Annotated in this window: 19 protein-coding genes; 7 read left to right on the top strand and 12 right to left on the bottom strand. The window is 47.3% G+C overall.

The features are described 5' to 3' along the window. Positions 1-29: 29 nt before the first annotated feature. Both ACT6R0_RS07770 and ACT6R0_RS07765 read left to right on the top strand, forming a co-directional pair. Complete coding sequence (locus ACT6R0_RS07770) at positions 30-473, top strand: thioredoxin family protein (RefSeq protein WP_444652876.1); 444 nt, start codon at positions 30-32, stop codon at positions 471-473. Positions 474-758: 285 nt separating this feature from the next. Then, the gene (locus tag ACT6R0_RS07765) at positions 759-1319 is read left to right on the top strand and encodes a dihydrofolate reductase family protein (RefSeq protein ID WP_444652877.1); all 561 of its coding nucleotides are present in this window, start codon (positions 759-761) and stop codon (positions 1317-1319) included. A 44-nt stretch (positions 1320-1363) separates the two neighbouring features. Here ACT6R0_RS07765 and ACT6R0_RS07760 read toward each other — a convergent pair whose 3' ends face one another. Then, entirely contained in the window at positions 1364-3760 is a 2397-nt protein-coding gene (locus tag ACT6R0_RS07760) for an outer membrane beta-barrel protein (RefSeq protein ID WP_444652879.1), read from the bottom strand. 192 nt (positions 3761-3952) lie between these two features. Between ACT6R0_RS07760 and ACT6R0_RS07755 the strand changes: the two genes are divergently transcribed. From ACT6R0_RS07755 to queG, 3 genes are all read left to right on the top strand, one after another. Continuing rightward, positions 3953-4255: a GNAT family N-acetyltransferase gene (locus ACT6R0_RS07755; protein WP_444652881.1), complete on the top strand. Its 303-nt coding sequence runs from the start codon at positions 3953-3955 to the stop codon at positions 4253-4255. A gap of 28 nt (positions 4256-4283) precedes the next feature. Continuing rightward, positions 4284-5309: a Holliday junction branch migration DNA helicase RuvB gene (ruvB, locus tag ACT6R0_RS07750; protein ID WP_444652883.1), complete on the top strand. Its 1026-nt coding sequence runs from the start codon at positions 4284-4286 to the stop codon at positions 5307-5309. A 139-nt stretch (positions 5310-5448) separates the two neighbouring features. After that, a complete protein-coding gene (gene queG / locus ACT6R0_RS07745) occupies positions 5449-6369 on the top strand; it encodes a tRNA epoxyqueuosine(34) reductase QueG (RefSeq protein WP_444652884.1) in 921 nt (306 codons plus the stop codon). A gap of 66 nt (positions 6370-6435) precedes the next feature. On the opposite strand, the gene ACT6R0_RS07740 is transcribed toward queG, so the two are convergent. The 5 genes from ACT6R0_RS07740 to ACT6R0_RS07720 form a co-directional block, all read right to left on the bottom strand. After that, the gene (locus ACT6R0_RS07740; protein WP_444652885.1) at positions 6436-6936 is read right to left on the bottom strand and encodes a DinB family protein; all 501 of its coding nucleotides are present in this window, start codon (positions 6934-6936) and stop codon (positions 6436-6438) included. Between the two features lie 40 nt (positions 6937-6976). Beyond that, positions 6977-7408 (bottom strand): VOC family protein, encoded by a 432-nt coding sequence (locus ACT6R0_RS07735; RefSeq protein ID WP_444652887.1) that lies wholly within the window; start codon positions 7406-7408, stop codon positions 6977-6979. A 70-nt stretch (positions 7409-7478) separates the two neighbouring features. Then, positions 7479-8012, bottom strand: coding sequence for an SRPBCC family protein (locus ACT6R0_RS07730; RefSeq protein ID WP_444652888.1), 534 nt, complete (start codon positions 8010-8012; stop codon positions 7479-7481). 91 nt (positions 8013-8103) lie between these two features. After that, the gene (locus tag ACT6R0_RS07725) at positions 8104-8517 is read right to left on the bottom strand and encodes a DoxX family protein (RefSeq protein WP_444652889.1); all 414 of its coding nucleotides are present in this window, start codon (positions 8515-8517) and stop codon (positions 8104-8106) included. 50 nt (positions 8518-8567) lie between these two features. Next, complete coding sequence (locus ACT6R0_RS07720; protein WP_444652890.1) at positions 8568-9062, bottom strand: DinB family protein; 495 nt, start codon at positions 9060-9062, stop codon at positions 8568-8570. 137 nt (positions 9063-9199) lie between these two features. On the opposite strand from ACT6R0_RS07720, the gene ACT6R0_RS07715 reads away from it, so the two are divergent. Further along, positions 9200-10165 (top strand): GlxA family transcriptional regulator, encoded by a 966-nt coding sequence (locus ACT6R0_RS07715; RefSeq protein WP_444652891.1) that lies wholly within the window; start codon positions 9200-9202, stop codon positions 10163-10165. Positions 10166-10385: 220 nt separating this feature from the next. Here ACT6R0_RS07715 and ACT6R0_RS07710 read toward each other — a convergent pair whose 3' ends face one another. From ACT6R0_RS07710 to ACT6R0_RS07700, 3 genes are all read right to left on the bottom strand, one after another. Then, on the bottom strand, positions 10386-11075 hold the full coding sequence (locus ACT6R0_RS07710; RefSeq protein WP_444652893.1) for a response regulator transcription factor: 690 nt from the start codon (positions 11073-11075) through the stop codon (positions 10386-10388). Beyond that, positions 11072-12415 (bottom strand): sensor histidine kinase, encoded by a 1344-nt coding sequence (locus ACT6R0_RS07705; RefSeq protein ID WP_444652894.1) that lies wholly within the window; start codon positions 12413-12415, stop codon positions 11072-11074. Before ACT6R0_RS07705 ends, ACT6R0_RS07710 begins: the two co-directional genes overlap by 4 nt. Positions 12416-12529: 114 nt before the next feature. Continuing rightward, positions 12530-13369, bottom strand: a complete 840-nt coding sequence (locus tag ACT6R0_RS07700; protein ID WP_444652895.1) for a DUF5694 domain-containing protein — start codon at positions 13367-13369, stop codon at positions 12530-12532. 93 nt (positions 13370-13462) lie between these two features. Here ACT6R0_RS07700 and ACT6R0_RS07695 point away from each other — a divergent pair, with 93 nt between their 5' ends. After that, on the top strand, positions 13463-14881 hold the full coding sequence (locus tag ACT6R0_RS07695) for an APC family permease (RefSeq protein WP_444652896.1): 1419 nt from the start codon (positions 13463-13465) through the stop codon (positions 14879-14881). 430 nt (positions 14882-15311) lie between these two features. Here ACT6R0_RS07695 and ACT6R0_RS07690 read toward each other — a convergent pair whose 3' ends face one another. Genes ACT6R0_RS07690 through ACT6R0_RS07680 form a run of 3 tightly spaced genes read right to left on the bottom strand, consistent with a single transcriptional unit; the run spans position 15312 to position 19954 of the window. Further along, positions 15312-17123: a cytochrome c oxidase subunit I gene (locus tag ACT6R0_RS07690; RefSeq protein ID WP_444652898.1), complete on the bottom strand. Its 1812-nt coding sequence runs from the start codon at positions 17121-17123 to the stop codon at positions 15312-15314. Between the two features lie 31 nt (positions 17124-17154). Continuing rightward, positions 17155-18375 (bottom strand): cytochrome c oxidase subunit II, encoded by a 1221-nt coding sequence (locus tag ACT6R0_RS07685; protein ID WP_444652899.1) that lies wholly within the window; start codon positions 18373-18375, stop codon positions 17155-17157. A 19-nt stretch (positions 18376-18394) separates the two neighbouring features. Next, positions 18395-19954 (bottom strand): quinol:cytochrome C oxidoreductase, encoded by a 1560-nt coding sequence (locus ACT6R0_RS07680; protein ID WP_444652900.1) that lies wholly within the window; start codon positions 19952-19954, stop codon positions 18395-18397. Between the last annotated feature and the right edge of the window lie 19 nt (positions 19955-19973).

The raw sequence follows: 19973 nt of genomic DNA, 5'->3' as shown, positions 1-19973 counted from the left end.
CTTTGCGAAATGATCAAGCTATAATAACAATGAAGATAGTAACATCCCTATTATTATTTGCAATGGCTATCGGCTACAGTCAAAGCCCTGCTATAACCTTTGAGGCGCTTCCGCAGAAACTGGCCGAAAAGCCGCGCCCTATCCTGGTAAAAGTCTACACCACATGGTGCGCCGTCTGCAAGATCCAGGACAAAAAGATAGAGAAAGACGAGGCACTGAAAAAACTGCTTTCCGAAAAATGCTACTTCCTCGAGCTGGATGCCGGATCGCGTAAAACCATCTTCTTCAATTATCGCGAGTACCGGTTTTTAGGCAATGGCACAGGCGGCATGCAAAGCCTTGCCGCCGCCATGGCCAACCCGCAGGACGGTTACCCTACATGGGTGTTATTGGATAGCAATTACAGATTCATCGGGAACTATAACGGATTAGTGGAAACGGAGCAACTAAGAGAACTGCTGGAGCAGCAATAATTCCTGAAAATTCATTTAACCACATAGGTACATAGCTCTAAATGAACTAAAAAGCGTATATAGTAAAACATAGTGAAGCGAAGCTTCAGGCTCTGTGTTACTTAATTACATCCTATACCCGACAGCTAAAAGCTATGTACCTATGTGGTTAAAAATAAATGCTGCAAAATTTACATTGTTGCCCGATCTTGTCGTATCATCCCCCCTAAATTGTCTTTCTAACGGGCTTTAAATCTGCTATTACCCTCTTACATTTGTAATGTAGTTTACACTAAACAGGCAATTATGAGAAAACTGATCTACGGCATAAACGTTACCCTTGACGGGTGCTGCGAGCATACCAAAGGAATTGCAAATGAAGAAGTGCATGACTATTTTACCGAACTATTACGCGAGGCCGACATACTGCTTTATGGCCGCAAGACCTACGAACTGATGGTTCCGTTTTGGCCCGACATGGCAAAAGAAAGTTCCGGTCATAATGATGCAACGCATGAATTTGCCCGCGTATTTGATGCGGTAGATAAAATTGTAGTGGTATCAAAAACGTTGAAGAAAGCCGAGGGCAGTAATACACAGATAATTCGTACCAACCTTCGGGAAGAAATAATCAGGCTAAAGCAGGAAGATGGCAGAGCTATTGTGACCGGTGGCATAGCTATTCCCACACAGCTTATGCAGCTTGGCCTCATTGATGAATACCATTTTGTTGTGCATCCCGTTATTGGCGGCGAAGGCAGGAGGTTGTTTGAAGGTGCCAACCTTCCTGAACAATTTGAATTAAAACTTGTCGCATCAAAGGTTTTTGCTTCAGGGCACATGGCACTTAGGTATGTAAAGGGTTAGTGCGGAGAATCCCTCTTTTTCCGCAATTCTAAATAGCACGCTTTTTACAACCTCCCCTTCTCATCGGCTTCCTGTCTTTGCTTATCCCCCAACTTCTGGTTACCGAAGCGGTAACGGAACTGTATGCGGAAATTCTGTGTGTCATTGTATTGGTGCGCTACCCTGTCCTGGTTGGCATAACGCACCGTAGTGGTTTGTTGCTCGCCCCTGTAAATATCAGAAAAGATGAACGACAGCTCTGCCTTGCCTTTTAGCATTGTCTTCCTGAAGCTTGCCGACAGGCTGGACATATCGCCAAATTTGAATACCCCCGACACTCCCGGTGAAGCATAGTAATACCCGGTCTCGGCAGTCCATGTTTTTTTCTTGTCGAGCGTAAAGCGGTGGTTCATGTAGACAAAAAAGCTTACGATCTTGTTCTTCTGCATGGTGCCGTCAATGCCCTGAAAGGTATCTTCCTTATACATCGTGCTTGCCTGAATCCCGGACTGCCACCAGTCTTTTAGCTCCAGGTTGGTATTGAAGTCAAGCCCGGCTACATAATTATTATCGATATTGGTCACCTTGCTGATGATCGTATTCGTTCCGTAATCCTGGTACATCACTTCCATGGCCGGGTCCTTTTCATACCGGTAATAGAAGTCGAAATTGTATTTATTCTTCAGCGTGTACAACAGGCTTATGTTATGCGTAATGGCAGGCTGCAGCCTCGGGTCGCCCGTTACGTAAGCATATGGCGTGCTGTATAGACGGAACGGGTTTAGGTAGGAATACGGCGGCCTGCTGATGCGCTTGCCATAAGACAGCCCTATCTGATGGTCATCGGATGCTTTGTATAGCGTATATAGCGTTGGGAACAGCTTGAAATAATCCTGCGAATTCACTTCGGCAGTGGTTACAGAATTACCTTCCAGCGAGGTATATTCACCCCTGAGTCCGGCCTTAAGCGCCCATTTGCCAAACTCCCGGTCGAGCCCAAAATAGCCCGCAAACACTGCTTCATCATACAGGAAGCGGTTAGAAAGCCCGTCAATGCTCACAGGCTCACCATCGATCTCCTGTTCATAGTCGAAGTCATTTTCGGCATTCACATTACCAAAGCGCAATCCCGTCTCAACGTTGTACTTGCCCATTGGCCCGCTGTAATCGGCCTGCGCCGAAAAGAGGCTTATGCGGCGGTTGTCGTCGCTGGCAAGGAGCTGCGAACGGTAAGGTGCTTCGCCCGGCAGCGAGAACAATGTGTTCACATCCTGCGACTGGTTGAAGTAATGCCAGGTATAATCGGACATTAAGATGAGTTTTCCTTTGCGGAACTTATGCTCGAACGAGCCGTTCAGTGTGTTGTTCTTCTGTGGGTAATCGCGGTGGTTTTTGGCATCAAATACCGAGTCAAGCACACCATTGCCATCATAAATGTAAGTTGGCGTATGGATGTTGGCAGTGCTCTTCATGCTAAAGAAACTATTACCGCCAAAGGTTACCGTATTCAGGCTGTCGATCTGGTATTCCAAATTAAGGTTGAAGCTATTTTGCGATGTGGCCCTGTAATGTGCCTGCTCCCTGCTTTTCCAGATGGAGGAAACGTCGCCGTTGTCGTCCATGTATTTTACGGTAGAATAGTTCCTGCCATAATAATGCCCCGACCCGAACATGTACCCGCCATACGCTGAAAGGCGGTTGCCTTTGTAGTAATGGTTTGTGGACATTACACCCTTTGGATACATACTCTGCTCATAGGCTCCTACTACCGAGCCCTTGTAGCCCTCGTTAGTACTGCGCTTCATTTTGATATTGAGTACGGCGCTCCCCTGCGCCTCATACTTGGAAGGCGGTGTGGTTATTACCTCGATGGACTTGATATTATCCCCATCGGTATTTTCCAGCAGGTTCTTGAGTTCTTCCCCTGTGAGGTAAACTTTCTTATCGTTGATGGTCACAAGGATGCTGTTGCTCCCGCGAATGGAAATACCCCCACCTGAGAGGCTTACCCCCGGTGTTTTACGCAATATTTCCCATGCATTGTCTGATGATAATATGGAGTTCTCCACATCGAACTCCAGCCGGTCGATCTTTCGGTTAACCACCGGCCTGCGGTAATTGATCTCTACATTCGCAAGCTGTTCAGTACTTTCCTCAAGTACGATATCTGCAAGCACGGCATTTTCAGGAATGGATATTTCGGCACTATAGGGTGCATAGCCCATAGTATTGATCTTGAGGGTATACTTGCTTTGGGACATGTCTTTAAACTCAAACTGCCCGGCCTCATCGGTATAGGAGGTTTTTTTAACTGAATCCGCCATCCACAGGGCGACGTTGGCAAATGCTATGGGATGTCCGGCCTTGTCTGTTACTTTACCCGAAAGCCCCGCTGATTGGGCGGAGCATACTATCGGGATAACTAACGCAAAAAACAATTTAATGATCGATGATGAACTCATGGTTGAATGATTGGTTGGTGCAAATCTCTGAAAACCGTATCGATGGTTGGGTTAACGGACGGTTAATGATGGGTTAATGTCCTCATATCGCCCCTGCTAATGAATTACTTCAGCTTGAACTAACCTGACTTTAAGCTTCCTTTACGATATGTCTAAACAAATTCGTACTACTTTTACAAAAAACCACCCGCTATGAAAAACAACAACAAAGATGGCTTTAAGATCAATGAGGCAGCCAGCCAGTTCGAGCTGCACGTTGACGGCCATGTTGCCTTTATTGAATACTATCGCGAAGGCGAAAAGCTGTTCCTCACACATACCGAAGCGCCTGAAGCCCTTCGTGGTAAAGGAGTTGCCGCAAAGCTGGTACAAATGACGCTGCAATGTGCCAAAGACAATGGTTTTACCGTAATGCCGTTATGTTCTTACATAGCGAAATACGTTAACGACCATCCCGAATGGGGCGATATCCTTTCTGAAGGGTATAGGATGTAGTACAGGCAATTTCGTTTATCTTTGCTGTATGAATGAAAATCTTGACCCGACCAACACCCGTTTTAACGCTGAAGAGATCGACCTTGAAAAGAAATTAAGGCCGCTCTCCTTTGACGATTTTACCGGGCAGGACCAGGTACTGGAAAACCTCCTGGTATTTGTGCAGGCTGCCAACATGCGCGGTGAGGCACTGGACCATACGCTGTTCCACGGGCCTCCGGGACTTGGTAAGACCACCCTGGCCAACATCCTTGCCAATGAGTTGGGCGTGGGCATCAAGATCACTTCGGGGCCGGTGCTTGACAAACCGGGCGACCTGGCAGGGCTGCTTACCAACCTCGAGGAGCGCGACATCCTTTTCATTGACGAGATACACCGCCTTAGCCCCATTGTTGAAGAATACCTGTATTCTGCCATGGAGGACTTCAGGATCGACATCATGATCGAGTCGGGACCCAATGCCCGCTCGGTACAAATAGGGCTTAACCCCTTTACGCTGGTAGGGGCTACCACCCGCTCCGGATTGCTGACCGCACCCATGCGCGCCCGGTTCGGGATCTCCAGCCGGTTGCAATACTACACTACCGAGCTCCTCACTACTATCGTACAGCGCAGTTCCATGATATTAAAAATGCCCATTACCATGGAAGCCGCCATCGAGATCGCGGGCCGCAGCCGTGGCACACCGCGAATTGCCAATGCCCTGCTGCGCCGTGTACGCGACTTTGCACAGATAAAAGGCAATGGCAAGATCGATATCGAAATTTCCAAATTTGCCCTGAAAGCCCTTCACGTAGATGCCCACGGCCTTGACGAAATGGATAACAGGATACTCAACACCATCATAGACAAGTTCAAGGGTGGGCCTGTCGGCCTGTCTACCTTAGCGACTGCCGTATCCGAAAGTGGGGAGACGATCGAGGAAGTGTACGAGCCTTTCCTGATACAGGAAGGATTTATCATACGTACACCAAGAGGCAGGGAAGTGACAGATAAGGCATACAAACATTTGGGTAAATATAAGCTGGGGCCGCAGGGTGGGTTGTTTGATTAAAGGCCTCTCCCCAGCCCTATCCAAAGGAGAGGGAGCGGCTACACTCATAACCTAAACAGTGGTTTTATACTTTTGATATAATAAGGAACATTTCCGTCTCGCTCCCCTCTCCTTTGGAGAGGGGACGGAGGTGAGGTCTATGAAAAATAAGCAAAAACATTCCGAATTCATAAAATCCGAAGCCAAACGCCTCGGCTTCATTTCGTGCGGAATTTCAAAAGCCGGATTTTTAGAAGAAGAAGCCCCGCGCCTTGAAAAATGGCTCAATGAAGGCCGCCATGGGCAGATGCAGTACATGGAGAATCACTTCGACAAGCGCCTTGACCCGACATTGCTTGTCGATGGGGCAAAAAGCGTGATATCACTGCTGCTGAATTACTATCCATCAGAAAAACAAACTGACAACAGCTATAAGATCTCAAAATACGCCTACGGGCAGGATTACCATTTCGTCATAAAAGGAAAACTGAAAGAGCTGCTGCACTCCATACAATCAACTATTGGCGAGGTAGGTGGCAGGGCGTTCGTAGATTCGGCACCGGTGCTTGACAAGGCCTGGGCAGCCAAGAGCGGCCTGGGGTGGATCGGGAAGAACAGTAACCTGCTCAGCAAACAGGTCGGTTCTTTCTTTTTTATTGCCGAACTTATCGTCGATATCGAACTGGACTACGACCATGCTGTAACCGACCATTGCGGCAGCTGTACCGCCTGTCTTGATGCCTGCCCTACCCAGGCCATCATACAACCTTATGTAGTAGATGGAAGCAAATGCATTTCGTACTTTACCATCGAATTAAAGGACAACCTTCCGCATGAAATGAATGGAAAATTCGACGACTGGGCTTTCGGGTGCGATGTGTGCCAGGACGTATGCCCGTGGAACCGCTTCTCCAAACCGCATTCCGAACCGCTGTTCAACCCCCACCCCGAACTGCTTTCCATGACCAAAAAAGACTGGGAGGAAATTACCGAGGATACCTTTAGGGCCGTATTTAAAAATTCCGCCGTAAAGCGCACCACATACGATGGCCTTTGGCGGAATATTGAGTTCCTGAAGTAATACCCAGTCGCAGTTTTCAGTCTCAGTCACGAGGCTCAATGAAAACTGCGACTGCGACTGAAAACTTTATAAAGCTTCCCCTATCTTTTCAATTTGATGATTATGCCTCATTGTATGGTACGTCATGAAATGCACCATTTCAAGTTTGGTGTACCCTTGCAACGGATGTCCCTCAGGTAGCGGGGCCAGTTGGGTAAGGTCTGCTTCTTTGGCTGCGGGGATTATTTTGTCCTTCACTTGGCACAATGAAGCAATAAGCTCTTCCGTGGCGTATTCCCTGTCTTCAGGAATTATAAAGTCCGGCGACTTCATTTTAATACTGAAATCTAAAAAGAGATTTTTAAGTTCTTCAGCTTTTTCTTCCGGGTCGCGATTAACCGGTCCCGTTGGAGCGAGCAGCAATTCATCCATGCCTTTACTTGCCTTATAAATATGCCTGCCTACCTGCGCTCCGGTCCAGCTCCCTTCAAACGGTACGGTGTTCAGGTCTTTTTCGTTGAAAGAAGAAAGCAGCGTGATGGTTTTGCCCAATGCCGATTCCAGTTTGGAAATGATCTCGTTATGCATAAAAAATGTCGTTTTTTGATCGATCGTTAGACTTTCTTTTTTATTGCTGGCTGTGATCCTGCGTGCTGAAGCTTATCATCCACTGGATACCGAACTTATCGAAGAAGCTCCCGAAGTAATCACCCCAAAACATATCCTCCATGGGCATGGTCACTTTTCCACCTTCCGAAAGGCCGTTAAAGATACGGTCGGCTTCCTCGCGGCTGTCCATGCTAACACACATGGATACGCTGGTGCCATGAATCACCTGTTCCATGCCCGACGGTACGTCGGTGCCCATGATCACGCTGCTGCCTACGGGGAGTGCAATGTGCATGATGCCTTTGCGCTCATCTGCCGGGATGTCTTCGCAGCCGGGAGTGTCTTCATATCGCATCACTGCGGCAAACTCGCCACCGATAACCGACTTGTAAAAGTTGAATGCTTCCTCTGTATTGCCGTTGAAGTTCAGGTACGGATTAATGAATTTCATGGTTTTTGATTTTATAGTTTGTAATTGTTATTTGTCACTGTAAGTGAAGATTCCCCGGCCAATGCCGAAATTATTTACTTTCCAGGTTTTTCTTCAGGTTGGCCAGCCCTTTTTCAAGCCCGTCACCCATCATGCTGCCCATCATCAGGTTCATGATGTTCATCGGGTAGTTGCTTGTCCCTGTCATGCCCCATTTTACTTTGGTCGCTCCACTGCCTGCATCCCCGGTCGCCATGTAGGCAAACGCCACGCCTTCCATCGGCCTTTTAAAACGCAGTTCCATCTCGATGCGGTTACCTCCATCAATTTTGGTGATCTCCTGCTCGCCCGCACCTACGTCGCTGTTGCCGTCCCAGGCATAAATGAAGCCTACAGTCCCATCGGTACCCGTAAAGATCTGCTTCTTTTTCGGGTCCATCATGTTCCAAATACTGTAGGTGTCCTGGTTCCTTATGTGCTTTATGTAGTCGAACACATCCGCTCTAGGTTTGTTGATCACGATCTCCCGCTCAATGGCGTAGTCCTTCTTCACAAATAGTGCTATTACAAGAAGCAACACAACGATCCCTAATAACGTAAACAGGATTCCTTTTAGAATTTTCATGGCAACATTTTAGTTTAGTTTGTTTAAAATTGAAGACAGGTCAAGCCTGCCGGAAAGATCCGGAATGAAAAAACCACTGTATATCAGTTGTTTATTCTAAAGCCTTCTTCCTGAAAAGCAAGGCATCAGCGGAATATTTGCCGCCGCCGAGAAAGAAGATAACCAGTGCAAGGCCCATATAAAGAAATGACAGCTCCTTGACCTGGAACTCATCTGCTCCATGCACTACAAAAAAGGCTACGATCATCGTTATAAGCACCGGGATCGCCGAAAGGCGCGTCATAAAGCCCAATACGAGAAAGATACCGCATATGAACTCACCGAATATAGCAAGTGACAGTGAAAGGTCGTTACCCAACCCTATCGGGTCGAATTCAGTTACATACTGGCTGTAATTATCCAGCTTGGGCCATCCGTGCATGATCATTAATCCACCAACAAGTACGCGTAGTAATAATGCCGCAAGGTTTTTGTCTAAGGGCTCAGGGCTTAAAAATCGTTTCATGGTTTATTTTGTTAAAGGTTCTTGTAGTAAATGTAGCAAATTTTCTACAACTACATATACTTCATTGCCTCATAGCCCAACAGCCTCCGCCACAGCGCTATCTGCCCTATGCAGTTCGCCTCCCTGTATATCGTGAACAACACATAGTCGTACAGAGGCATTTCCATGCCCGGCATTTTCAGGATGCTGTCCAGCTTTTCGGTCGTGGCATTCAGCAAAGCTTCCCTCGCTATTGGCGATACTTTTTCCCAGTCGGCCCTATACTGTTCCAATGACGGATACGCCACCCCTTCCTTTATTCCCTGGTTGCCTTTAAAAAGTTCATCTGCCTGCTGCTTGTGGCTGCTGCCTGTAAGCTCGTTCACCAACTCGTAGCGCTGCCCGACCAGGCTTCCCGCCAGCCACGCAATGTGGTTAGCCGGGGTATCAAGGCGCTTGTGGGCATCGGCATCCGAAATGCCGTCAAGAACGTTTTTAAAGAATGTTGTCTGCCAGTCATACAGGTTAACCAATGCGACCATCCTGCTATCTCTTGGAGTTTCCATAGTTTTCTAATTGTTTGCCTTACAAAGATATGGCGACGCGTTGCAGTTCACGGTGTGCTTAAAAGTCAACCTAAGGGGGTGTTTAGGACAAAAACCTTATATTTGTGATAACCACCAAATTTCTAAGACAATATACCATGCAAATAGGGATCTTATTGACCAAAGGCCATCGCCTGCTAAGTGTTGCAGCGCTTCTGGATGTGTTCGAAACCGCCAACCGCTTTTATGTTGAAGAAGGCATTACCGCCCCGTTCACCATCGACCTGCTACACCTGCCGGAGCACGAAGGCCTGGCCTATCCCGGGCAAAACGCAATAGCGGCCGGCAACGATAATTATTACGACCTGCTGCTGGTCCCCTCCTTTACCCATGACGGCATAGGGGAGTCTATGCAGGCCAACATGGGATGGATACCATGGCTGCAAAACCAATACCGGGAGGGTGCCGCCCTGGCAAGTTTTTGTACCGGTGCATTCGTACTGGGCGCGACAGGGTTGCTCGATGGCAGGCCGGCGACAACGCACATCAATGCAGAAGGCGCTTTCGCAAAGCTATTCCCCAATGTATTATTGCAGGCTGAAGCCGTTGTGACCGAGAAAGACCGCATTTACACAAGCGGTGGGGCGACCAATACCTTCCATTTACTAATGCTCCTGCTCGAAGTATATTGCAGCCGCAAAATAGCAGTGAAAGCCGCGAAAGTTTTTTCTATTGACCTCGACAGGAACAGGCAGACGTATTTTGGTACGTTCACGCCATCCCAGGACCATGGCGATGACCTCGTAAAAAAGGCGCAGGAAGAGATCAGGAAGAAATTCAGCACTGCTAATACCATTGAAGAACTGATCACCGATGTGCCCGCGAGCCGCCGCAACCTTGTACGCCGCTTTAAGCAGGTAACCGGTATCACACCTATAGAATACCTGCAAAAGACCCGCATTGAGGCGGCCAAGCAGATGCTGGAGCAGTCACGCCACAGCATATTGGAGGTAATGCTGGAATCAGGCTATAACGACCTGAAGACCTTCCGGACCCTCTTCAAAAAAACGGTGGGGATGACCCCGAAAATGTACAGGGAAAAGTTTAGCGGACAGATGGTTTAACGCATTTCAGATTTCAGATTTTAGATTTCAGATTGAGCTTCACCCGGATATGTTTACTCATTCTTTTAAACAGATATTTTCCGGCATGACTGTAGCTGCTCCCCTCTCCTTTGGAGAGGGGCTGGGGGGTTTAGGGTAGGAGTGTTACGTTACATCCCGTCACCCTCTCCTTTGGAGAGGGAAGGGTGAGGACTGATCAGCAGGAGTGATATCTAAGAATCTACTTCACAATAAACTCCAATCCCAATCCTCTGTAACCAGTAATGGCTATCGACGCATCTTCGGCAAAATACTTCCGCAAACGGCTGATGAACACATCCATACTGCGGCCGGAAAAAAAGTCATCGCTGCCCCATACTTCAAGGAGGATGTCCTCCCGCTTTAGCATGCGGTTGCGGTTGGTGAACAGGTAGCTTATCAGGTGCGATTCGCGTTCGGTGAGGCGGTGCATGATATTAGGATGGACAAGTGTATAGTTAGAGGCATCAAAAGCATAGTTCCCTATCGCAATGGTTTGGCCTTTTTCGGCAGGCATGGCAACTGCACGTTGGCTTCGCTTCAGGATATTGGTTATTCGCAGTACAAGTTCATCGGCTTCAAAAGGTTTTACCACATAGTCGTCGGCGCCCAGCTTCAGGCCTTTTATTTTATCTTCCTTCATCCCTTTTGCAGTAAGGAAGACCACTGGTGTTTCGGGATAGGAACCAACGATCGTTTCGGCTAATGTAAAACCGTCCATCTTTGGCATCATCACATCAAAAACACATATATCAGGTTTCGCAGCCGGATAAAGTTCCAATGCTTCCGCCCCATCTTTGGCCCACGTAACTTTAAATCCTGAGATCTCAAGGTATTGTTTCAGGATGCTGGCGTAGTCGATATCGTCTTCGGCTAAGAGGATGTGTTTCATACTTTCGGTAGTGTAATGGTAAATTCCGAGCCTTTGCCGGGTTCGCTCTTCACGGTAATGATGCCTTTGTAGGCGGTCACGATCTCTTTTACATAATACAGCCCTAGCCCTAGCCCCTTTGCGGTGTGGATGTTCCCTTTTTCCACCCGGTAAAACTTATCGAATATAAGCTTTTGTTCCTTTTCGGCAATGCCCATGCCATTATCGGTAATGGTTAATGTGGCCTGCTTTTCCCAGTCTTTCAGCGATACCAGTATTTTTGTAGCGCCATATTTTGCGGCATTGTCCAGCAGATTGTTCAGGATCGTGCCAATGTGGAACTTGTCCATGAACAGGGCGGCATCATCCATTTGGGGCTGCATTGTCATTATTTCGGGATGCGAAAGCGCGAAATCATTCACTATCTCGGCAATCTCGTTGTGTGATATTGTGGTCGCCTGGGCTGTATCGATGCCGGTCGAAAGGGATGCATCCGTTACCTGCCCAAACAGTTTTTGCATCCGCTTGTTTTGCCTGTCGATGATGGAAATGGAGTGCCCGAACTGTTCCTCCGTAAGGCCGCCATCATTACGCTGGAGCATTTTCACGGCAATGTCCATGGCACCCAATGGTGTCTGGAATTCGTGGGTAATGTTGTTGATGAAGTCGGTCTTTATGTCGGCTATCTTCTTTTGCGCGATGAGGTTCTTTATCGAAAGGTAGAACAGCACCACCACAAATACCAATAGCAGTACTGAAAATATCAGCAGCCCCGACATCCGCGCAAAAACCAGCTTTTCCCAGTTGGCAATGCTGTAGTAGCGGGTGGTAACCACCTCAAAGGCTCCCCACAGACTGTCATTTTTGCTGGTATTATCGCGCCAGGTTGATTGTGAAGCCTTGTCTTCCGGTACGTTTTCCACGTTAGTGCCATACAGCAGCATTTTGCCCTTAAATATGGTATCGGCCGGCTTGGTAGTGTCTTTACACATCCTTGCCGATGTAATGTAATTGGTATAGGTTACATCGTAACTGTCCAGCTTTGGGTCACTTTCAATACACTTTTGCACCTCGCCGGAAAGCGAATCGGATATTCCCTGCATTGCCTGCTCATACTCCCCCCGCCGCACTTTACCTTCGGAATAATCCCTCATGAACTGTTGGGTTCGGCTCATCCATACCGAATTGATGGTGTCCAGCTTGCCATCCGTTTCCAGTCGCAATAGTTCCTGGGTAATTTCGGCATTGGCCTCTTTAGCATACAGCCGGTAAGTGTTGTAAATGAAATAGCCCTGTATCGGCGCGAGCGCGGCCACAGTGATGATGCATCCGGCAATAAGGAAGTATATTTTCCGCTTCATCCTGCAAAGCTATACTATTTAATGATTTATGTGGTGGAGATGATGTGTGTTAACCGAGCGTTAACTGAGTGAATTAACCGATATTACATCGTTCAAAAGCGTCATGTCCAAAATTCACTCCTTAAAATAGTCCTCAAACATGACTACCTCGATAAGTGGGTGCGCTTCGAACATATCTTTTAAAGCCTTAATATGGCCTGCTCCATATAATACCAACACGCTTTGAGGCCTGTCGGCGAGGATGTCGCGAATGATGTTCGAGTAAATGTTCACGTTGCGCATCATATTGTACTGCGTCCAAAAAGCACCTGTGCCTTCCGTATTCTTGTCGAGGTAAGTGCTCACGTTACCGTAATAGAACTTATTGAGATATTCTTTTGAATTCAGGTTGCGAAAAACGGTCACCAGATCCTGTTTTGGTATGTTGGAGTTAAACTCGCTGAGCTGTTTCAGTACGATGCTATCATATATCGTGAAGTCGTGGTTATCAATGTGCAGCGAATCACAAAGGCGGTTCATCTTTGCAGCATACTCGGCAAAAAGCCTGTCACTAAGGTTACGGCTTTCGTCATAAGCCCAGTCAATGCATTTTACACCGCCGCGGATATTGAGGCGTTGGGCAAGCTTTACGCCTATCTGGAAGATCTCGTTGCGCATGGCGACCCGCTTTTTTGTGTAGTGATCCCTATAGATACTGTCCCAAAACTTCTGCTTGTCAGGTGTGTTTTCCACGTAGATCTTTTCCACATCTGTTTTTTGGAGGATGTCCAACAGGGCGCTGAGCTGCTTTTGTCGTTCGGGGCCAAGGATGTTGTCTTTATTGCCATCAACCTTCAGTGCATCTGTTGTTCCGCCCATATGGTAGGTCGCAATAAGGTGCACCTTTACTTTTTGCTGTGAAAAGGCGGCAGGAACGAAGTATAGCAGGAAACAAAGCGCAAGGGTGTTTTTCATCAGTTGCATAGCTGTAAAAATAGCAATTATAGGCTATTCCCGCCAACGCAATGCTTTTTTAAATATCTTTAGGCGACCAAACCAAAAACCAAAATGGAAAACGAACACGACAACAAACACTTAAAACGCGAACTTGGCCTGCTGGACGGCACCATGCTCGTTGTAGGGTCAATGATCGGGTCGGGCATCTTCATCGTAAGCGCCGACATGATGCGCAACGTTGGGAGTGCAGGATGGCTCATTCTTATCTGGATACTCTCGGGCATAATGACTATGATCGCTGCCGTTAGCTATGGCGAACTGAGCGCCATGTTCCCCAAGGCTGGCGGTCAGTATGTATATCTTAAGGAAGCCTACAACAAGCTTATCGCCTTCCTGTACGGATGGAGCTTTTTTGCCGTGATCCAGACCGGGACCATTGCAGCTGTGGGTGTTGCTTTTGGGAAGTTTGCCGCCTACCTCTGCCCTCCTCTCGGCCCGGATAACATACTTTATGAAATAGGTTCCTTCAAACTTAATGCCGCACAGCTCGTATCGATAGCCACCATTATATTGCTTACGTTCATCAACAGTCGCGGCGTGAAGAACGGCAAGTACATCCAAACCGTTTTTACGATCACAAAGATAGCGTCATTGGCAGGACTGGTCGTATTCGGGTTCGCACTGGCGGCGAATGCCGACATTTGGGATGCCAACTGGGCCGATGCCTGGACCGCAAGGCAGTGGGATAAAGAATCGGGAACGTGGACGGCCATCGGCGGCGGGGTGCTGATGTCGGCAATAGCGGCATCGATGGTGGGATCACTGTTCTCCAGTGACGCCTGGAACGGCGTTACTTTCATCTCAGGGGAGATCAGAGACCCGCACCGCAATGTGGGCCTGAGCCTTTTTTACGGCACGCTGATCGTTACGGTCATTTATATACTGACCAATATCATGTACCTTGCTGTATTGCCTAATGATGGCATTGCCTTTGCCGACCTGGATCGTGTCGGTACTGCCGCGGCGCAGCCCATCTTCGGAAGCACGGGTGTGTACATCATCGCCATTATGATCATGATCTCTACCTTTGGGTGTAACAATGGCCTTATACTGGCCGGGGCACGGGTATATTATACCATGGCAAAGGATGGGCTGTTCTTTAAAAAAGCTGCGAACCTGAACAAGGCGAGCGTTCCGGGATGGGGATTGTGGTTCCAATGCATTTGGGCCTCCGCCCTGTGCCTGAGCGGCCAGTATGGCGACCTGCTGGACTATGTGATGATCATCGTGGTCATCTTTTATATCCTTACCATTGCGGGCATCTTCATACTCCGTAAAAAAATGCCGGATGCCGAAAGACCGTATAAAGCCTTTGGTTATCCAATTATCCCCGCACTATACATTATCCTGGCGGCTGCCTTTTGTTTCATGTTACTGAAGGACAAGCCTGAAACCTGCGGATGGGGCGTGGTCATTATGCTTGCCGGTATACCGGTATATTATTTGACGAAGCCGAAACCAGCCCCCTAAGCTCAAAGGGAAATACGCCTCATTATTGATAATTAGCGACCTGAATAAAACCCGCCATGATGAAAGTCGTGGCGGGTTTTTGTTTTGGGAGTTCCTGTTACTTCGACCACTGCCTGTAGGCATAGAGATTTTGAAAAATGGACTCCTCTTGGTTCCTGAATGAAACAATGCTCTCTACACAGACCGCTTTCCCTCACAGTCAAAATCCTGCTAAAGCGTACGGAGGCAAATAAAGGTGATGTCGGGAACGACGTATAGTAATTGTACCAACCCACTGCTCCTCCTACTGTAATTATTATTTACGAATAAAAGATCGCCGCGCTCAATTCGTCCGCTCGCAATGAGGATAACGACGTCACACTTTCAATATAAACAAAAAAGGCGGCAGGTAAAAACCTGCCGCCTTTGTATAATTGAGTAAGATCGAATCCTAGTGGTGAAGCTGCTCCTCGCCTTCCTTGTACGGAACAGTTTGCGGAACGAAGTCTTCGTCATGGCCCGGCTTGCTGTAGTCATAAGGCCACCTGTATACTTCCGGGATCTCGCCCGGCCAGTTACCGTGGATGTGCTCTACAGGGGTAGTCCACTCAAGAGTGTTGGACCTCCATGGGTTTTGCGGTGCACGCTTGCCACGGAAGATGCTGTAGAAGAAGTTCCAAAGGAACACCAACTGGAATGCAGCACCGATGATAGCGAACATCGTGATAAGTATGTTAACATCGGCAAGGTCATCGAACAATGGGAAAGCGGAGTTGGTATAATAACGCCTAGGAAGGCCGGCCATACCTACAAAGTGCATCGGGAAGAATACGCCATAAGCACATACTGCCGTTACCCAGAAGTGGATGTAGCCAAGGTTTTTGTTCATCATCCTTCCGAACATCTTAGGGAACCAGTGGTACACACCGGCAAAGAAGCCGTATAGTGCAGAGATACCCATTACAAGGTGGAAGTGAGCTACAACGAAATAGGTATCGTGCACGTTGATATCCAGCGTACTGTCACCAAGGATAATACCTGTAAGACCACCTGTGATGAACGTTGATACAAGGCCGATGGAGAACAACATCGCAGGATTAAGCTGCAGGTTACCCCTCCAAAGGGTCGTGATGTAGTTGAATGCTTTTACAGCTGATGGTATCGCGATCAATAGTGTTGTAAAGGTAAACACCGAGCCCAGGAACGGGTTCATACCCGAGATGAACATGTGGTGGCCCCAAACTATCGTTGAAAGGAATGCAATCGCAAGTATGGAGGCGATCATCGCACGGTAACCAAAGATAGGCTTACGTGAGTTGGTCGCGATAATTTCTGACGTGATACCAAGTGCAGGAAGAAGTACAATGTAAACTTCAGGGTGTCCAAGGAACCAGAAAAGGTGTTCGAACAGTACAGGAGAACCTCCCTGGTAGTGCAATACCTCACCTGCAATGAATATATCTGAAAGGAAGAACGATGTACCGAAGCTCCTGTCAAATATCAATAGTAATGCTGCAGAGAATAATACCGGGAATGAAATGATACCGATAACCGCAGTAATGAAGAACGCCCATATTGTAAGTGGGAGCCTTGTCATCGACATACCTTTTGTACGAAGGTTGATAACCGTTACCACATAGTTTAGTGAACCCATTAGTGATGACGCGATGAATATTGCCATCGAAACCAACCAAAGCGTCATACCGGCACCAGAGCCTGGTATTGCCTGCGGAAGTGCGCTCAACGGCGGGTAGATCGTCCAACCCGCTGATGCAGGGCCTGCCTCTACGAATAATGACATTACCATGATAAGGGTCGAAATGAAGAATAACCAGTATGAGATCATGTTCATGAAACCTGATGCCATATCCCGTGCACCGATCTGCAACGGAATGAGGAGGTTACTAAATGTACCGCTCAAACCTGCCGTCAATACAAAGAATACCATGATAGTACCGTGTATGGTTACAAGGGCCAGGTAAATATCGTTTCGCATTACGCCTCCCGGAGCGAATTTCTCACCCAGGAAAATATCGAATACCTTGAACGATTCTTCCGGCCATGCGATCTGCATACGGAATAAAAGTGACATTCCCACACCAAGAATACCCATCAGTATACCTGTAATAAGGTACTGCTTGGCAATCATCTTATGGTCGATGCTAAAGATATACTTCGTTATGAAGGTATCTTTATGGTGGTGGTGCTCATCGTGGTGACCGTGATCGTCGTGGCCGTGTATTTCGTGTCCTTCTGCTGACATATTTCTTTAATTTGAATATATTTAAAAAGAATTATTGTTTTGTTACCTGTGCTATTGCTTTTGGCTTAACAGCAACTGTGTCTGTTGGTGATGGCGTAGCATTCTCTCCAGCCGGAGCCTCCCCTTCTGACATCGGAGCTCCTGTGTCAGTACCCTTCGCTGCATCTTCTTTAGATTTCTTAACCGCCGAAGCAAGTGTTTCCTTGCTATCAAGCCATTTTTGGAAATCGGCATCATCCTCAACAACGATCTTCATCTGCATATTGTAGTGTGACTGGCCACATATCTTGTTACAAAGCAACAAATAGTCGAAAGTATAAGGATCAAGTGCAGGTTTGCCATCGGCTACAAGCTCGGCGCTTTTCTTAGACCTGATATTATTGATATTAGCCACTTTGTTCATGATGGCAGGATCTTGGCGCATCTCGTCAGTAGTAACGGTAGGAACGAATGCGAATTCAGTTACCATACCAGGCACCACGTTCATTTGTGCGCGGAAGTGCGGCATGTAGGCCGAGTGAAGAACATCCTGGGAACGGAACTTGAACACTACCTGTTTTCCTTTTGGCAAGTGAAGCTCGGTAGCAGTGATATCGTCCTGTGCATTTTTGTCAGACATGTCAACACCCATCGTGTTCACACCTTCAATATAACGAACGTTGGCTTTTCCAAGAACACCGTCTTTACCGGAATAACGCACTTCCCAGCTGAACTGCTTGGCATACACTTCAACAAAAATAGTATCTTCCTTTTCTTCGTCAATAAACATGATGTTGGTCCATGCATACAATCCGTAAAGGATAAGGCCTGCAAGAACGATCACCGGTATAATGGTCCAGATGAACTCAAGTTTGTCGTTATCGGCATAATAAAAAGCAACTTTCCCTTGTTTGCCCCTGTATTTAAAGGCAAAGTAATGAAGAAGGAACTGCGTGATCGTTTGCACGAAGAAAATAAGCGCCATAGAGATAGCCATAAGGTTATCTACCTGCGGGCCATGCTCAGAGGCCGGAGTACCCAGTACCAGGTGGCCGTATTTCCACAATGAGAAAATAGTAACGATGTAGATGAAGCCTACAAAGGCGAACATCAGGTATCCATTTACATTATTATCCTTATCGGTGGCTACTTCAGACATTCCGTCTTCATAAGCTTTAGCCGAACCTATCTGGGTAAGTTGGAATATTTTAGTTAACTGCCATATCGCAATGCCTAATAAAACTAAAACTATAATTACCAATAAACTAGTCATCTGTTTATTTGTTTAAATATTAATAATGAAAATGCTTGCTTTCCTCAATAAGCGGATTGCGTTTTGCCAATAGCGGAGCCTTTGTAAGCGCAGTGAACACCACGAGTATGAACAAGCCCATAAAGAACAGTATCGCGCCTATCTCACCCGCACCGATGAACCACTGGTCGCCTACGGTAGCCGGCATGATCATGTTGAAGAAATCCATGTAGTGGCCTGCCAATATGATCGTTCCTGCCATAACAATGATCCATGTCAAACGCTTGAAATCAGAATTGATAAGGATAAGTATCGGCAATACGAAGTTAAGCACCACCATTCCGAAGAAAGGAAGGTTATAATCTTCAATACGTGTCTTAAAGTAAGTAACTTCTTCAGGTATATCAGCATACCATATAAGCATGAACTGAGAGAACCAAAGGTACGTCCAGAATACGCTGAAGCCGAACATGAACTTTGCAAGGTCATGAAGGTGGCTTGTGTTGACATACTCAAGGTATCCTTTAGATTTAAGGTAGATCGTTACCATTGCAATAACGGTCACCGCGCTCACTACAAAACTTGCAAATACATACCATCCGAACAATGTGCTGTACCAGTGTGGGTCAACCGACATGATCCAGTCCCATGACATGATCGACTCAGTAATGATAAAGAACACAAGGAAACCGGCAGATGCCTTGAAGTTTTTCTTGTAATAGCTGTTATCGTTCGATTCGTCCTGAGCAAGGGAGTTTTTCCTTGCATACTGACGGTATAATATCCAGCCACCCATAAAAATAGCGGCCCTGATAAGGAAGAACGTTTTATTAAGGTAGCCCGACTTCGCCTGGATAAGGTGGTCGTGAGCTACAACTTTCGCATCCATCCAAATAAAGATATGGTGCATGTCAAGCGCTCCAAGTACTAAAAGTACATATACGATAATGGCTCCCGGAACAAGGTAAGCCGAGATAGCCTCCATAACCCTGAACAATACAGGCGACCAACCCGCAGAAGCAGCATTTTGTATGGCATAGAACGCAAGCGCTCCAAGTGAGATCAGCATAAAGAACAATGCGGCAACATACACAGCGGACCATGGCTTGTTCTGCAACTGGTGCAGCATGTGGTCCATGTGTTTTTGGTGCTCAGCGTGAGCTGCATGGGCATCATCGTGGCCGTGGGCAGCTTTAGCGTGCGTAGTGTGGTCGTGAGCTTCATTACCGTGCGGATCGGCGGCATGGTCGTGGCCTGCGTGGTCATGATCGTCATGGCCGGCAGCAACAGCAGCCTCAGCATGAACTGAATCAGTTGTTTTATGTGCAGAGTCAACAGCAACAGCGTGTTGTGTATCGGCAGGTTTAGCCGGTGCTGCGTGCTCTTCCGCTTTGTGCTCTTCTTTTGCAGAACCGTGTGCATCGTGCGCAGGAGCAGCATGGGCATCACCGTGGTGGCCGTGTGCATCCTGTTCCGCAACAATTTTCTCTACGTCTTCAATACTCTTTGGTGCAGTGAAAAAACTATAGCCTATCCCCAGGATACCAAGTATCATCAGGACGAACGCAAAAGTTTTTAATCTACTTGAAAATGTGTACATACTTTATGCTTTCAGTGTT

The sequence above is a fragment of the Flavobacterium sp. genome (assembly GCF_052437795.1).
Classification (GTDB): Bacteria; Bacteroidota; Bacteroidia; order Flavobacteriales; family Flavobacteriaceae; genus Flavobacterium.
The sequence above is the reverse complement of the archived record's forward strand: the minus strand, read 5'-3'. Positions and strand labels throughout refer to the sequence as shown.

Coding starts and splice junctions, on each gene's coding strand:
- ACT6R0_RS07695 (WP_444652896.1), top strand. CDS start 13,463: ATGGAAAACGAACACGACAACAAACACTTAAAACGCGAACTTGGCCTG.
- ruvB (WP_444652883.1), top strand. CDS start 4,284: ATGAATGAAAATCTTGACCCGACCAACACCCGTTTTAACGCTGAAGAG.
- ACT6R0_RS07690 (WP_444652898.1), bottom strand. CDS start 17,123: ATGTCAGCAGAAGGACACGAAATACACGGCCACGACGATCACGGTCAC.
- ACT6R0_RS07710 (WP_444652893.1), bottom strand. CDS start 11,075: ATGAAACACATCCTCTTAGCCGAAGACGATATCGACTACGCCAGCATC.
- ACT6R0_RS07730 (WP_444652888.1), bottom strand. CDS start 8,012: ATGAAAATTCTAAAAGGAATCCTGTTTACGTTATTAGGGATCGTTGTG.
- ACT6R0_RS07765 (WP_444652877.1), top strand. CDS start 759: ATGAGAAAACTGATCTACGGCATAAACGTTACCCTTGACGGGTGCTGC.
- ACT6R0_RS07725 (WP_444652889.1), bottom strand. CDS start 8,517: ATGAAACGATTTTTAAGCCCTGAGCCCTTAGACAAAAACCTTGCGGCA.
- ACT6R0_RS07735 (WP_444652887.1), bottom strand. CDS start 7,408: ATGAAATTCATTAATCCGTACCTGAACTTCAACGGCAATACAGAGGAA.
- ACT6R0_RS07740 (WP_444652885.1), bottom strand. CDS start 6,936: ATGCATAACGAGATCATTTCCAAACTGGAATCGGCATTGGGCAAAACC.
- queG (WP_444652884.1), top strand. CDS start 5,449: ATGAAAAATAAGCAAAAACATTCCGAATTCATAAAATCCGAAGCCAAA.
- ACT6R0_RS07760 (WP_444652879.1), bottom strand. CDS start 3,760: ATGAGTTCATCATCGATCATTAAATTGTTTTTTGCGTTAGTTATCCCG.
- ACT6R0_RS07705 (WP_444652894.1), bottom strand. CDS start 12,415: ATGAAGCGGAAAATATACTTCCTTATTGCCGGATGCATCATCACTGTG.
- ACT6R0_RS07680 (WP_444652900.1), bottom strand. CDS start 19,954: ATGTACACATTTTCAAGTAGATTAAAAACTTTTGCGTTCGTCCTGATG.
- ACT6R0_RS07715 (WP_444652891.1), top strand. CDS start 9,200: ATGCAAATAGGGATCTTATTGACCAAAGGCCATCGCCTGCTAAGTGTT.
- ACT6R0_RS07700 (WP_444652895.1), bottom strand. CDS start 13,369: ATGAAAAACACCCTTGCGCTTTGTTTCCTGCTATACTTCGTTCCTGCC.
- ACT6R0_RS07685 (WP_444652899.1), bottom strand. CDS start 18,375: ATGACTAGTTTATTGGTAATTATAGTTTTAGTTTTATTAGGCATTGCG.
- ACT6R0_RS07755 (WP_444652881.1), top strand. CDS start 3,953: ATGAAAAACAACAACAAAGATGGCTTTAAGATCAATGAGGCAGCCAGC.
- ACT6R0_RS07770 (WP_444652876.1), top strand. CDS start 30: ATGAAGATAGTAACATCCCTATTATTATTTGCAATGGCTATCGGCTAC.
- ACT6R0_RS07720 (WP_444652890.1), bottom strand. CDS start 9,062: ATGGAAACTCCAAGAGATAGCAGGATGGTCGCATTGGTTAACCTGTAT.